This window comes from Saccharopolyspora sp. NPDC003752, from assembly GCF_053605825.1.
The window spans coordinates 80,885-96,840 of the sequence record NZ_JBSGJZ010000012.1; the positions used below are offsets into that span (position 1 = coordinate 80,885).

A 15,956-nucleotide genomic window follows, 5' to 3' on the forward strand; every position below is an offset into this window, starting at 1 on the left:
TCACCGATCCTCGGCGAACTCCCGAGTCAAGTTGCTGATCGTGGACTGCGAGAAACCGCTCATGCGCGCCAACTTCCCTTGGGAGTGCGATTGGCGCTCCTGCAGAAGTCTGCGAGCAAGGATCGCCCGGCTAGTGCGGTTCGCCAACACATCACGCCGCCCCTCAGGCGAATCCCTGAACTCAGACCAATCAGCCTCCCCCACCCGGAAGACCAAATCATGCACAACCCCGGACCCTCGGGCAGGATCGACAGGCCTGACCTCATTAACCAGGTCATTGATCGTGGTCTGCGGGAAACCACTCATGCCAGAAAGGACGCTCTGGGAAAGCGTTTGGCGCTCCCGCTGGAGCCTGCGAGCAAGGATCGCCCGACTAGTGCGGTTCCCCAACACATCACGCCGCCCCTCAGGCGAATCCCTAAACTCAGACCAATCAGCCTCCCCCACCCGGAAAACCAAATCATGCACAATCCCAACCGCTCCGGCGGACCCAGCCTCCGCAATCAGGATACTGATCTGCGCCGACCCGAAACCGCTCATGCGCGCCAAGTCTCCTTGGACAAGCATTTGGTTTTCCTGCTGTAGCCTGCGAGCAAGGATCGCCCGACTAGTGCGGTTCCCCAACACATCACGCCGCCCCTCAGGCGAATCCCTAAACTCAGACCAATCAGCCTCCCCCACCCGGAAAACCAAATCATGCACAATCCCAGCCGCTCCGGCAGGATCGACAGGCTTGACCTCTCCGATCAGCCTGTGGATCGTGGCAATCGGAAAACCGCTCATACCGGCCAAGGCACGTCGGGTATTCGTCTCACTCTCCTGCAGAAGTCTGCGGGCAAGAACCGCCCGGCTAGTGCGGTTCCCCAACACATCACGCCGCCCCTCAGGCGAATCCCTAAACTCAGACCAATCAGCCTCCCCCACCCGAAGTTCCAACGGGTGAATCTCGGTTTGCGGGGTCGCCACGTCTCCAGTCGGCTCACTCGCAGCCGAACCAGGACTCACCGGTTCAGCATCGAGCGACGCCGCGAGCACTCCGCTGTCACCAGTCTGCGGAGCGCCCGAGGACGAACCGAGCTCCTGCGGCGGCGGGGCGCCCCCGGTTTCGCCATTGGAACTCGTGGCTTCAGCCTCAGCCTTCCCGATAATCCTATGAATCGAAGTCGGCGAGCATCCGACCATCTGCGACAAATCCGCCTGCGTGTACGCGCCACCCTTGTTAAGCGCCTTGAGCACTCGAGCAAGAGTCACCTGATCCTGCGGATTCCTACTTCGATAGAGTTCATTCAACCTGCGGCCAAGAACCTCCCTGAATCCAGGATTCTCCCCCGCGCGGCGCAACTCGCCAACCGACGCGCTCTCCAGATCAGACCAACTCGCCGACTCCACCCACGAAGCCGACAAACCATCCGTCGTCGGCAGCGCCGCAACATCGCCTAACATCGAAACAGGACCCACCGGTTGATAGTCGCCCTGTTCCGCCTCACCGCCAGCGATATCCACCAGCGCCTCGGCATTCGCACTGGATTCATAGGTTCCGACTTGCTCGGACAACCCGGCGGCGTAGAACTCCGGGAAATGCGCCACCAGCCACTGAGCGAACTCCCGCGCCTGCCCTTCGCCCTCTTGCTCCAGCACATGGCCGATCAATGCCAGGTGTCTGCCGAACTGCTTCCGCCGCAACAGAGGAACCTCCTCGGCTTCCACATCCACAGGCAACCGGACACCGGCACCCTCCGCGATCTCCATTACCTCCCGGGGGGCCTCGGCACGCCCCTTGCCCCGCTCGAGCCACCTCAAGTACCCCGCAAATTTCTCCTCCCAGGCCGCCCAACTCGCCGACGCCACCCACGAAGCCGACGAACCAGCCGCGGTCGGCAGGGCCGCAACAGCACCAGACGGATCGGCGTGCACCACGTCCATCCCCACGGGATCAGCACCAGGCGGTGCGAGATTCCCTTCAACCACACCATCCATCAACTCGACATCGTCAGCAACGAACCCGGAGCCAGCAGCGTCATCCCACCCTCCACCAGACGAAGTCACCAACTCGACATCGTCAGGCACCGGAACAAAGCCCTGTTCTGCACCACCTGACAGAACACCAGGCAGCGATGCCGCCAACACCGTCCAGTCCGGCCTGCACGAACAACTCACGAGTCAGCTCCGGGTCATGCTGATGGGAAAACACCACGCCACCGGTCGCCATGTTCACCACTCGACGGTTCCCATGCACGTTCAATTGCTCCGCGAACAGCCCATCAGTGCTGAAACGGACAACACCAACGGCCCCATCGTCCAGCGAGGTCGGCATCGTCGGCGTCCACTCGGCCCCCGGCGGCAACTCAAATTCCCTGCCGGGACCGAACATCACGTTGACCAGCCTGTCGAACCCCGCCTGAGACCGCGCGTCACCACCGACGTGCTGCACGGCTTGCGTGAACAGCTCATGGGCAGTCTCCAGGCCATACCGGTCAGCGGACACCACGCCACCGTCCATGTTCAGAACTCTCGAATCCCCATCCGGATTCACCAGTTCCGCGAACACCCCATCAGCGCTGAACCGAACAACGCCGCCCCATGGCCACCGCACCGCCGGCCCCCACCTAACCTCCGCCGGAGGCAAAACATCGAGATCTTCGAGCATCAGCCGAGCCAGGCCGTCAAACCCATCAGACGACGGCACGCCACCGAGGAGACCAGCGCCCTCGGTAGCACGCTTCCCTCGCAGGGCCTCCCGCAGTTCCGCAACGAGCCGGTCCACGTTCTCGACGTCGCGGCCGGCCAACGCCTCCGCAAGGCGCTCGCGGAACCATCCCAGCTGCGACTGGTCCACGATGTACACCGCGCCCCTCGCACGGCGCTGCTCCACATATGCCCGAACCTCGGCATCCACCAGCTCCTCCGCGCGACGCTCCACCCCGTCCTCGGAATGCGCGGCAGTCGATTCGCCATCCTCCACAGCGGTCACCGGGTTCCAGCCCCCGCCAAAAGGGTGTTCGCTTGGCAGGAACCGGTCACCGAGCCCCTGTTCCCCGGCTTCAGCGGTGTAGTCGTCCGCGAACTTCGCCGCCAGGAACTCGGCGAACTCCTGCGCCTGCCGCTCACCTTCCAGATCCAGCACGCGCTCGATCAACGCGAGATGCTCGTCGTACGCCTGCCGCCGCTGCTGGTTGACCGCATCAGATTCGGTAGCCGCCGGCAGCCGCACGCCGGCGCCTTCCGCGATCTCGCGTGTTGCGCGGGAAACCTCCGCACGCCCCTTGCCCCGCTTCAGCCATTCCGAATGCTCGGCGAGCTTCGCCTCCCACGCAGCCCGCCGCGCGGCCATCCCCGACGCCCCCTGCGTTCCCTCCTCTTGGCCATCGAACAGGTTCTCCCCGTTCCGCCCCGCAGCTTCCTCCGCCGCATCGGAATGCTCGTGCATCTCGTCACCGGCGAGCTCGTCGTCATGTCCTTCCGAATCTTCGCTCAACTCGGCGATCGGAACTTCCGCCAGCGGCCCAGCACCCAGTCCGGGCCACAACGAAGACATGAGGCTGCTGCGGCGCGACCGCACACCTAGCCCGAACGAGGATGACGACGACGACGCGCTGCTGCGACGCGACCCCGCATCGAACCCGAACGACGACGTCGACCACACACTGTTGCGGCGCAACCCCGCAGCAAACCCGACCGACGACGTCGACCACACACTATTGCGACGCAGCCCCGCACCAGATCCGGCCGACGACGTCGACCACACACTGCTGCGACGCGACCCCGCACCGATTCCGAACGACGATGCGGAACCCTGGCTGCCGCGACGCGATCGAATCGTCAGCTCCGACGAAGAGTGGGTGACAGGCCGGACCGCCGCGTTGACTTCGGCCGCGAGCGTTGTCACCCTCGCCTGGAGCGCCGCTGCGGTGTCGATCCCGTTCAAGACCTCCCGCACCAGGTCGGCTGCCGCAAGGCTGCGTTCGTGGTCCGACATCCCGTCGTAGGGCGGCGTCTTCCCCTTGCGGATGGCAAGCAGCCCGGTGTCCGCATTGGTCAGATCGCGCAGTTGACCCAGCAAGCGCCGCGTGCCCGCACTCAGCCTCGCGTCCTGGGCCACTTCGTAGACTTCGCCGGGATTGCTCCGGCTAGCACCAAGAACGCCCTCGGCCGCGGAAATCAGGCGGTTGAGGTACTTCGAGGACCGGTAGAACGCGACGCCGTCCCTACCCTGGTAATGCTTCAGATCCTTGAGGAAGTCGCCGAACTGCTCGTTCATCGACTGCAGGTACTGGTTGTCCGTCAGCTCCAGGGAGCCACCCGCCTGCTGGTTGGCGACGATGTCGCTGAGGGCGCCCACCGAGTGGTATGCCTCCGCCGCATGTGTGAGAGCAGAGCTGATGAGCCTTTGTGCGCTCTGCGCAAGCCGATCCAGCGTGGAGGCGACCTCGGTCTGCAGACTCATCCTGCGTCGCGCGTCGTACTTCGACTCGATCTTCCGCGCCTCTGCCATCTGCTGCGGATAAAGCAGGTTCTTGATCCGGATTTCGCTGTCCTCCGGCACGGCATGCCTTGGCGGCTCCCGGCGGGCCTCCGGTCGCCCACCCTGTTCGACGGAGGCATCCTGGTGTTGTCCGGACTCTTCCGAGGTCTCGCTGTCGCTCCGCAGGAGGGATCTCGTCCGCTCCCGGCTGGCTTCCGACTGCCTGTTCAGCTCGGCGGCGGCATCGTGGCGCCGCCAGGCTTCTTCCCAGATTTCCCGACGCCGCAGGATCTCTGCGTGGTCCACGCCGGATTCGGTCGCCGTGATCAGTTCATGAAGCTCCTCCAAATAGCCGTCCCACTCGGATTCGGTCATGTACAAGTTCACCTTGGAGAGCGCGGCGACGTCCTGGTCCCGGGCCAGCTTCTGACGCCCCTCCAGCGAGACGGCCGTCATCGGCAGACGCCGGGTGCCCTTCTCGGGCAGGAAAGCGTTGACGTAGATGTTGGTGTCGAAGACGGTCGCCGATTCCCTGCCCCATGCAGCGCGAAAACGCCTGTTGAACTCCTCGACCACCCGTGTGTCGCCCGGCCCTGTGACAGTCACGTCGTAGTCGGAGGTGAGATCGGTGCTGCCGACGGCGTTGCGGGTCACTCCGGGGAAGTCGCGGAGGATTTCGTCGAGAAGACCGTCGACGTACCTCTTGCGGTACTCGACCAGCTGTTTCATCTTCTCCCGTCCGCCGTCGCCCTCGTTCAGGTACTTCGCCTTCGCCTCCTCCCAGCTCAATCCGACCTCCCTGATCAACGACCAGTCCGTCACGTGCTCGAAGTCTGGATCCTCACCGGCGGCAAAACTCCCGATCGCGTCGCCGATGCTGCCGTCCTGGCCTTCGAGCGAGTCATCGGTGGAGTCTTCCGATTCAGCGATCTCTTCTTGTTGTACGGAGCCGTTGATCGGCTCCGCGAGGCCCGGACTCACGACCCACTGCGCGAGACCGGTGAGCGACCGGTCGAGCTCCTGCGGGATGCCCAAGCCGGACAGGCCGGGATCGACGAGCCTGGAACGGAGCACGCTCGTCCACGCATCCCGCAGGTCCAGGCCCGCGGACACCCTCTCCTCCACCTCGCGCAGAACGTCCGGATCCGACGTCAGCCCGGTCAGCCGGTCCGGGAGGACACCCAACTCCCGCGCAACGGACTCCGGAGACCCGAGCTCCACTGCCGAGCCCGACGGACCAGCCGCTTGCGCACCGCCCACTTCGAAAGCAGGCGGTGTTCCACCGGGCAGGCCGACGCGACCGGGGTAGAACTCCGTGTACTCCACCAGGCCGCGGGCGAACTCGAACGCCTTCGCCCGGCCGTCCTGCCTCAGCACCTGCGCGATCAGTTCCAGGTGCTCGCGGAACCGGCGCCGGTCGCCTTCGGTGACGTCGAGACTCAGCGGTGGCTGAACACCCGCCTCCCGGGCGATCGCCAGCGCTTCCTCGGACGGCTGCGCATCGGCGTTCCACTTGCCCTTTTCCAGCCATGCGAGCAGCTCCGCGAACCGCAGCCCCCACTCGGCCCGAGGCGTCACCCGTGCCGCGCGTTCCAGCACGGATTCGGTGTCGCGCACCGATGACGCCTCGCCCTCGTCCTGCCCACCCGGCACCCTGCGGGATCCTCCGCGCAGGCGGCCACCGTTGTCGCGACGGGCGCTGCCCGGATCGTCTTCCAGGTCCTGCTGCGTCCGGGCACGCTTGGCAGGCGGGGCGTCCTGGCCATCGGAGAACGGGTGCGGGTGCGGCGGAAGTTCTTCGTAGACGATGCGCGTGACCGGGTGACCGTCCACGCCGATGAGGTCGGTCGCCTCGACCGAAGCCACGCGGAACACCGCATTCGGCGAAAACCCGACCACCGAGTTGATGCCGTCCGTGCGCAGCTGCCGGGCGGCGCTGGACCACGGTTGCCCCGGGGCTGGGCGGTAGACGACCACCTCTGCGCCCGCCCTGGCCTCGCGCGGCGCGGATTCGGCGAAGACGAACTCGCCCGCCGAGACGATCGTGCCCACCACCGGCGCGGGGGCCTGCCGCACCGCGTGCCAGGTCTGCACCTCACCGCCTTGGTACTGCGGGAACGCGAACAGGCCGTAGGTCGCCACCCCGGTGACGATCGCCGCCTGCTGGCGCTCGTGGTACGAGCCGGAGTGGCGATCCGGCTGCTGCATCCAGCCCCAGGAGATCGCCTCCAGCGTCGTGAACGCGGCGAGGTCGCTCGCGGAGGCAGGCCAGCCGAGCGAGCTTTCCTGCCGCGCGATGTAGGCATCGAGGATGCCGTGGTGTCCCCAGTGGCTCGTGACGGCGTGAACGTCCAACGGCGTCGGGGGCCCGGACACTTGCAGTTCCTGCCCTGCGGACAGGGCGGCCGACCACGCCTGGAACCTGTGCAGGAGGTCGCCGAGGCCCGACCAAGCCGATGGTTCTCGTGGATCGAGGAGCGTGAAGGTCGCCAGGGCGACCAGATTCGTCGCATCCAGCCCATCGTTGCGCACGCGCTCGACCAACTCGGCGAGCGCAGTGGGCCAGAAGCGGCCGGTGGCCGCAAGCTCGCGGAACCGCTCGGCGGACAGCCCCAGCGGGACGCGACGCTGCTCGACCCATGCTTGCAGGACGTTGCCCGCGGAAAGGTTCTCGCTGTGCACCCTGGCGAAGAATTCCGCCGGGGTACTCGCCCACGGAACCGATGCGGCTTGCTGCTCCGCCAGGAACGCCAGCAGCACCGGCCGGTGCTGAACGCCCACACCGTGGCCGTCGAGCAAGCGCGTCACCTGGACCAACCCACCCCAGCCCTGGATCATCCGCCGGTAATCGTCACCGAAGGTAGCGGGCCGCAGACCGAGCCGGCTCAACCGCCAGCTCTCTACCCTTCCGCTCACCGAATCCGGGCTCTGGTTGATGAGATCCACCAGCGACATACCCCGAGTACCGAGGTAGGCGTTGAGCTCGCCAAGGTCGCGCAGCTGCACCATGCCAGGCTGCAACCTGCCGGCCAACAGGTTCAGCAACCCGTGGTCGGCCAACCCTGCCTTCCGCAGCTGGAACCGGACCTGCCGCGCCCATTCCTCGGGCGCGATCCTGCGCTGCACGAGTTCACCGATCTCCGCCTCGAACAACGGCAACGCGATGAGATCGACACCCAGCTGTTCGGCCGCGCTGAACAGCAGCGACCCGTGATCTTGCGGGAGCCCGACCGCATCAGCCAACCCGACCAGGCCATCCGGGATCAACCGGGTGTTCTCGATGTAGGCCCGCAGCGCATGGGTGGACTCCGTGCCCAGCCGGTGCTGCAAGCGTGCGAACCGGGCGATCGGCGAGTTCTCGATCGGGACCGATTCGTCGAGCTGCGGACCACGGACCACGTTGAAGCCCCGTTGCCTCAGGTGCATCTCGAGCAGGTCATGCAGGTCGCTGCGGAAAGCCGCAGCGGTCGGCGGATCGGACGGATAGTCGGAAACGTCGGCGGTTTCCAGGTCCGGATATTGCATGGCATCCGCGTGTTCGAGTCGCTCGACCGCCCCGAACCAGTCGTGCTCGGCGTAGAGCTCCCCCAGGTCGCCGGGATCACGGCTCAACAGCGCGTTCACCATGCGCAGCGGCGTCCGCCTCGCCTCGCCCGACGCCGTGGCCTCATCGATGGCACCGAACAGGGTGTTGCGCTGCTGCTGACTGAATGCGCCCATGACGAGGGCGAAGTTGCGCAGATCAGCACCCAACTGCCTGATCTCCGCTTCGCCGGCGCCGTGCAGTGCACGGATGAACGGGACCAGTTGCCGCCCGTCGACTCCCACCATTTCGCCCAGCCGGCGAAGCTCGTCGGACACCGGGTCGTCCACCGGTTGCAACGTGTGCTCCGGGTCGGATTCCACGAACGCCGGCGGTTCCTCCGGCGCCTGCGATGTCTGGCCATCCCCGGCCGGCGGTTCCTCCGGCGCCTGCGATGGCGTCTGGCCATCCCCGGTCGGCAGGTCGTACGGCGGTGGGTTGGGCTCGGGGTATCTGGGTGGCAGGAAGGAGTTCTCCGCTGGATGCTCCTCGACGAACCTGCCGAGTTGTTCTTCGACGTCCGCCGGATCCGTTCGAGTCAGGTCATCGTCGATGTCCGCGTTGAGCAAGTACTCGTGGAAATCCCTCAGGTCGGTGCGCAGCGCGTCACCGGCGAGGCGGCTCATCTGGGCGAAGATGAGCCGCGCCACTTGCTGCATCTGCTCGGATCCCGCCAACAGGGCGGGAATCGAGCTCTCGAACTCGGTCATGACGAGGTGCAGCCGGTCCAGCCCCACCACGCCGCGGGTGCGTTCGAGCCCACGCACGCCCTGCATGAAGTCGGTCAGGGCGGAGAGCTCCGCCTCGTGCCGCAGACCCACGGTGCCGAGCACGGCCTCCACGCGAGCCACGAACTGCGACACCAGCAGGTCGAGGGCCTGGTTTCGTGCCCCGACCAGGCCCCCCATCACCCGCAGGTCGTCGGTGAACAGGTTGACGAGGCGAACCGGCTCCAGGCGCAGCTCCCGCAGCCCGTGCACGCTGCGCAGGAGCAATGTGGGGTCGATGCCCCGCATGCGTGCGAGCGCCGGGATTTCCACCGGAACCCGACCGAGGGCCCTGCTCACCTCGACCAAGACGGCGTGCGGTACGGCGTCGATCTGCGCCGGGTCGATCCGCATCAGTCGATTCAGCCTGGGGATGTCGCGCTCGGGCCGGAACCACTCGGTGCCCGCGAATCCCTCCGCCCAGAGCTGGTTGTCCTCCTCCGACGAGATCGGTGCCGTTCGGCGGGTGTCCCAGTCCTGGATCACCTCGGCGCGAAGCGCGGGGTCCGCGCGCAGATCGTCCAGCGTGTTCGTGCCCGCGTCCAGGAATTCCCGGAAGTCGGCCAGCTCGGAGATGTTCACGACACCGGTTCCGGAGAACCAGGACAGCTCGTCGTCTTCCAGTTCCGCGAAGTTCACCCAGTCCGAGATGACGCCGACGACGTGTTCCCGCCGCGAGGTGCGCTCGTCGAGCCACGACAGGTCCAGTTCGACGCGCTGCACATGCGGTATCTCGCTCAGGAGCAGCGCCATCCGTTCGGAGATGTGCCACCGTTCGGCGAGCTCGCTGATCGCCTCCCACCGCAGCGCCGGATCCGGGTTCTGCTGGAAGAGCTCCACCACGAGCGGGAAGTCCGCAGGTTCGACGCCATGCCGGTGTATCTCCTCGACGACTTCGACGACGTTCAGTCCGCCTGGAACCTCGTCGTCGGGCCCGAGATCGGCGAGCCAGCGGGCCGCCACCTCGCGCGCCCGCTCCGGATCTTCCCGCAACTCGGCCAGCGACCCGTACCCGTCCACGTACTGGACGAAATCGCCGAGTTCGCCTGCTCTCAGCCTGAACGGCACCGTCAGGCTCGACATCCAGCCCATCAAGTCACTGAGGGTCAATCCTCTGTCGCGCAACCACGCGATATGTCGTCCGAGCGCATCGCCCTCGGACTCGGCCAGGTCCCACCCGGAGGATTCGCCGAACTCAGCGAGGCGCAGGCCGTAGTCCCCGAGCAGCTCGACGAACGCGCCGAGCTGCTGCGGAGTCAACCCGGCCCAGACCGCCTGCATTCTCGCGATGGTCTCCTGGTCTGCGGCCTCTCGCGGTGCAGGGGAGCCATCTTCGTCCATGCTGGACAGTTCGGCCAGGACGGCCATCAGGCCGCCTACCTCCATCCCCGGCGCCGCGGTCTGCAGTCGCTCGACGAACGCGCGGAGCCTGCCCACTCCGATTCCGGTGGTCAGGCCGTTGAACACCGCCAGGTCGCTCGGGATCATGCCGACGGCGGCGAGCACTCCCTCGATCAGATAGGCGTCCGCCCCGACCGACAGCACGTCGATCTCGGCGACCTCGATGTCCAGGCTGTCCGCGACCTCTTCGCGCCGCTGACGCATGTCGTGCTCGCGCCATTGCGCGACCAGCAGCCGGCGGTCCGCTTCCGGTTCGGCGCTCCAGCGATCCAGAGGTGCACCATCGACGAACGAGCCATGGTCGGCGAGGTAGTTGCGGAAACCCTCCCAGTCGTGGCGTTCCAGGCCATGTTGCCGCGCCGCCGCCAGGAACCGGTTGCGCTGCGAGGCGCCGGTCAGCTGGTGGCCGTTCAGGGTGCTCTGCAAGGTCGCGAAAACCTGGTTCCCGAACTGCGCGAACGACCGGAGCTCCGGAAAGAACGATTCCAGCAGCTCGGGCCGGAGCCTCAGACCGTAGCTCAGCTGGATCACGCTCTGGAGCGGGACATCCCACCGCGCGGCGAGGCCGGTGATGTCCCGCGGCACTTGTTCGATTTCGGCGAACCACCGCAGCAATTCGGCCGCCTGCGCAGACCCGGCGCCAATGCCGAGTACCCGCAGCACGTCCAGCGCCGCCGGGAGCTCGAACCAATCGCTGCCATCGGGCACGTGCTGACGCCACCCCGGCCCGAAAACAGCCTCGGTCAGATCGTTCGGCCCGGAATTCTCCACCTGCACGAGGTGACCGATCCGGTCGATCAGAGCGGCGATGCCCAGGTCGGCCGGCCGTAGGCCCAGCCGCACCAGTTGCGGGATGTGCAGCGCCGAGAAACCGGCGTTGGCCAACGACATCCGCAAACTTTGGCCGGCCTGATCGAACCACTGCCGGTTGAACAGCGACAAACCCGTTAGGGCCAGCCCCATCTCCTGCAGCCGACCCAGGATCTGGGCGCTGACGAAGTCCGCGCTCTCACCGTTGTCACGCATCCGGGCGATGAGGGGGGCTGCCGGTACCAGCAGCGACAGCGGCACCGAAAGCCGAAGAGCGACTTGAAGCAGATCACGCCGCGGCAAACCGGTTTCACCGCTGACCCGGGCCAGCTCCGCTTCGAACTCCGCCAATCGCAAGTTCGTCCCGAGGTAGCGCACCAATGCAGGCAGCTCGCTGTCGGCCAGCGCCATGTTCTGCGCTGAAGCGACGACGACCTCCGGAACGAAGCCCGCGTTCCGCATCTCCGCCAACTCGGCCGCCGTCAGCCCGAACCGCCAGCGGACCACCGCATCACGCCCAGCCGCCGAGCCCTGAGCTCGCAACTGATCCGGCGAAATCCCCTCAGCGTGCAGCCAGTCACCGAACCGCACGAGATCTGCGCCAGTGAGGGGATCGCCGAGACCCGCGAACCAGGCGAGGTCCTCGATGCACAACCCGGTACCGTCGAGGCGGTTCGCGATCGCCATTCGCCGCGCACTCTCCGTGTCCGCACCGGCCTGCACGGCCTGCTCGATCGCAGCCGTGAGAACGGCGTCGTGCGCGACCGCTTGAAGGTGCTCCACCGGTCCAGCCAAGCCGGATGGACCACCCGCGTCCTGCTCGAACGCTTCCGTCATCGCGGAGTCCGATGATGCTCCGCCGCCAAGGCCATTGGTGCGTTGGACGTGGTGCTCGGTGGCGAGATCACGCGCGAGTTGCCTGGCGGCGGCCACATCGCCGTCCGCGCGCAGCCTTTCGGCGACGAGGATGGTGATGTCGTCGATCAACTCTTTCTGCGCGCGTTGTTCGGTGGTGGGCTCGCCGATCACCAGGGGTGACTGGCTGACACCACTGGTGATACTCACGGCTTGGGCGATGAGTTGGGCGTAGTCCTCCTTCAGGAGCTTGCCGGGTTTCCTGCGGGCAGCCGCGGCCCGTGCCTTCAACTCTGCTAGGGCCTCATCGCCCCTAGCCGACGAGGACCCCTCTTCCGCGTCGGTCGACCTCTGCTGCAGTTCCTCGACGAGGTTGTCATCCTCGATTGCACCCTGCTCTGAAACCTCCGACACCGCATCGCTGGACGCGCCCACCGCCTCGGCATCGGCGTTGTCCTGCGGCAGCACGGATTCGTCGGTGGCACCGTCCGAATCGGGTTCGGTCGACTCCGGAAGGTTCGCGGGCAGCGATTCCGCGAACCACTTCGCCAGACCCGCGAGGGATCGATCCGGGCCGCTGAACTCCTGCGGGACACCCATCTCCGACAGGTCCGGATCGGTGAGCCGGGCCCCGAGCGCCTTCATCCACGCGTCTCGCGGGGCCAGACCGGCGGCCACCATCGTGTCCACCGCCTGCTGGACTTCTGGATCCTGCGACAGCTCGGTGAGCCGGTCCGCGAAGACACCCAACTCCTGCGCGACCGAAGCCTGGATGTCGGCGAACTCGAACTGCGGCGCTTGCTCGGCGCCCTGGGCCGCGTCGACCTGCTGTTGTCCCGACGAGCCGGTCCGCGCACTCGGACCCAGCGGAGCGGCCCAGTTGGATGGACCGGCGCCGTCCGCCTCCGTCTCCTCGGAGGTGAGCGGTGTTCCATCGGGCAGGCCATGGGCCCGGTGGACGCGGTGTTCACGCGCCAGGTCACGAGCGAGCTCGCGGGCGTCCTCGTCACCGTCAACGCGCAGACTTTCGGCGACGAGAACGGTGATGTCGTCGATCAGCGCCATCCGCGCTGCTTCCTCACCGGTGGGCTGGCCGATGTGGGTGGGCCACTGGGTTTCGCGCCTGGTGATCTCGGTGGCGCGAGCGATGATCTCGGTATGGCGGTCGGTCGATAGTTTCCCGAGATTCTCACGGGCGGCTTCGACCGCTTCCTTCAACTTCTCGTGGGACTTCTCGTACCCGACGAAGACGGCCAACTCGGCGACGGCGGCGTCAAGGGCTCCGATTTCGGTTTGCGGGGCGCCGCGCTCCCACGCGGCGTACATGTCCTGGAGCGCCTTCTGGAGTGCTCTTTCGGCACCGGTGGCGTTCAGGCTTTGCCTGCTGGTGGATGCGATGGTCGCATTGGTGAGCCGCTCCAGAGCGGCCTCCAGCACGCCTTCGTCGCCGGCTGCCACCGCGGTGTCGAGCGCCGCTCGCGCACCGCTGAGCTCGCTGGCGAACACCTCGTCCTTCAGCGCTTCGACGATCTCGGCCACCGAGTAGCCACCCGAGAACAGCCGGACCTCGCTGCTGGGCACCACCGGTTCGAGCCCCTGCTCCAGCATGAGCTTCGGCAGCAGCAACTGGACGGCCAGCCGGGTGTTCCCGTCGGTGAACGGGTGCAGGACGTGCAGGGCGCGAACCGCCCGCGCGATCGCGGCCAGCTTCGAATCGGCGTCGCCCCCGGCCTCGGCCACCTCGGCGTAGTACCGGTCGAACACCGCGTCCACCAGGATCGGCGCTTCGTCCGGGCCGTAGTTGGTCGCCAGGGCCGGATTGCCGAACGAACTCCGGTCGATGATCGTGATCGGCTTGCGGTCCGTCCCCGTGCTCCAGTCGTGGCGGGCCATGTCGTAGACCAGCGGGCGACCGGCGATCTCCTCCGCCAGGATGTCCTCGCTGACGTCCCGGTCGCCCAGCGGGTGATTCGTGACGCCCTTGCCGGACCACCGGAGGTCCGCGTTGAAGTTGGCGGTCACCAATCCGTGCATCCGCTGGAATTCCGCGGCGTCGACTCTCTTCTGTACCCCCTCGATCGTCCCGAGCACGTCCCGGTACGCGGCGAGCATGGCCGTCTGGAAACCGGGGGACCTGTCCTCGTCGTACAGGATTCCCGGGTCGGCCGGGAACTTCCCGATCGCTTCCGAGTGATCCCTGCGGTTGATGTAGAACCGCCACCACTCGCTTTCCTGAACAAAATCGGAAAGCGTGGCTGAACCGGGAACCGGTTCGCGGGCCGACTCGGCATTCGAGTCGTGTTCCGGTATCTCGGGCAGGGTGAGCACCACATCCACCCGCCGGGGGCGTGACCCGTCAGCGGGGGACATCCGCCACTGCGTGCGCCCCTCACCTCTTTCGGCCAGTGCCACGACGTCCTTGCCCAGCTCTAGCGCGAGCTTCGAGGGCGTCGTCTCGGTGAAATTGAGCGGCTGATTCCGAGGCACCTCGGTGGCGAGCAGCACGATGCGCTGTGCGCGGTCGACGCCCCTGTTCCACACACTGGCCGCTGAAACCGGTTCGTCCGCCGGCAGGGAGACGAAAGCAGCGCCGTCGGTGACCGATGCCGGCAGCCACGGAGCCTGTGAGCGGGGCGGGTCGCCGACGACGGGGTTCTCGAAGGGTTGCGACTCGGACGACCTCACGTCGAACTCGACCGGCGGCCCGACCAGCGCGTTCGCGCCTTCCAGGCGGTGTTCCGACCAGTCGGGCAGGAAGCTCAGCTTGGATCGGATGACGATGTCGTACTCCGGGACCGCGCTGTAGCGGCGCCAGGTGACGTTCTTGGTCTTGGTGGAGTTCTCCAGTGTCGTCGTGTTCGACATGCCCTGGGAGGTGGCATCGCCGAACTGGCCCGCGCTGTCGGGCCCCGAGTAGCTGTGCGCCGCCTGGTCCAGCTGCGCGATGCCCAATCCGGCATTGCCGCCCCGGTCGTGGGTGTCGCTGTTGGCTTCGGTGCGGTTCTCGCCGTCCTTGGTCTGGTGGACCTTCCCGGTCCACGCCTCCCGGAACCTCGGGTCCGTCAGCCGGGCGCGCACCTGCACTTCGTATCTGGCGGACATGAACCGGTCCGTGACGAGGAGCTCGGTCGTGTAGCCGGCCTCGCTGAGCATCCGCCGCCGGAAGCCCAGGTTGCCCATCAGGCTGTCCGGGGAGAAGAGCGCATCGATCTTGGCGCGGTTGTGGGTACCCGGCCCGAACCAGCGGCGCACGAGGTCCTCGTTGCCCCGGGCCGCGCCGATGGCCTCCACCAGGCTCGTCGTCAGCCGGTCGTCGCGGAGCACCTTTGCCAGTTGCAGCGACGGGGTGGTGCGGGCGGTCTCGGTGATGTCGCGCCGCGTGCCGGCTTCGCTGGTGTCGGGCCGCTGGCGCAGCAGGAATTCGGGAACTGCCAGTTCGACCGAGCCGGACAGCCTGCTGAGGTTCGGCGGGATGCCGACCGCGCGCCGGTCCGGGTGGCGGTAGGCGTACGACCCGGCCCGGCCCTCCGTGATGGTGGACAGCAGCAGCGGCGGCACCTTGTGCTTGTGAACGGTGATCTCCAGCTCGACCGGAGCCCGCACCGCCGCCCGGGCATCGGACTCCAGCCGGTCCTGCCGGTAGGTGCCGGTCTCGGTGGACTGCCGGATGCCCTCGTCCTTCGACCAGCCCAGCGACGCGCCTGGAAGCAACGCCTGGTTCTCCTGCAGGCTGCTGGTCTTGCCCGGAACGACGGACCCGACGGAGACGCCGGCGCCCAACCCGACCCCGCGGGAGCTGCCGGCTCCCAGCGCCCGGGTACCGGTGGCCTCGGAGTAGCCCGATGCCCCGGCTTCGCCGTACTGGAGGTGTTCAGCCGCTCCGGGAGCCTGCTTGGCACGAACGCTGATGGTGTAGTGGTTCTTGCCGAACCACTGTCCACGGTGGACCGTCTCGTCCCAGCCTCCGTTGAGTATCTGGCGGATGCTCGCCTCGTCGTCCAGCTGCAGCAGCGCCTCCATGACGTCGCTGAGCGGGGCGGGTTCGCCGGATTCCGGCGTCCAACCGGGGAAGAGCTCA

The 15,956-nt window shown here is 66.9% G+C and carries 2 protein-coding genes (1 of these 2 cut by a window edge); both read right to left on the reverse strand.

Translation table 11 applies throughout. The features are described 5' to 3' along the window. Nucleotides 1-2,127: a hypothetical protein gene (locus tag ACWEV3_RS17805; protein ID WP_452614913.1), complete on the reverse strand. Its 2,127-nt coding sequence runs from the start codon at nucleotides 2,125-2,127 to the stop codon at nucleotides 1-3. After that, a protein-coding gene (locus tag ACWEV3_RS17810; RefSeq protein WP_452614914.1) for a scabin-related ADP-ribosyltransferase crosses the window boundary here: on the reverse strand, nucleotides 2,060-15,956 show its final stretch. 14,513 nt of this gene lie beyond the right edge of the window; the window shows 13,897 of its 28,410 coding nt (coding positions 14,514-28,410); its start codon lies beyond the right edge, outside the window; it ends in the stop codon at nucleotides 2,060-2,062. The genes ACWEV3_RS17805 and ACWEV3_RS17810 overlap by 68 nt, the downstream gene beginning before the upstream one ends.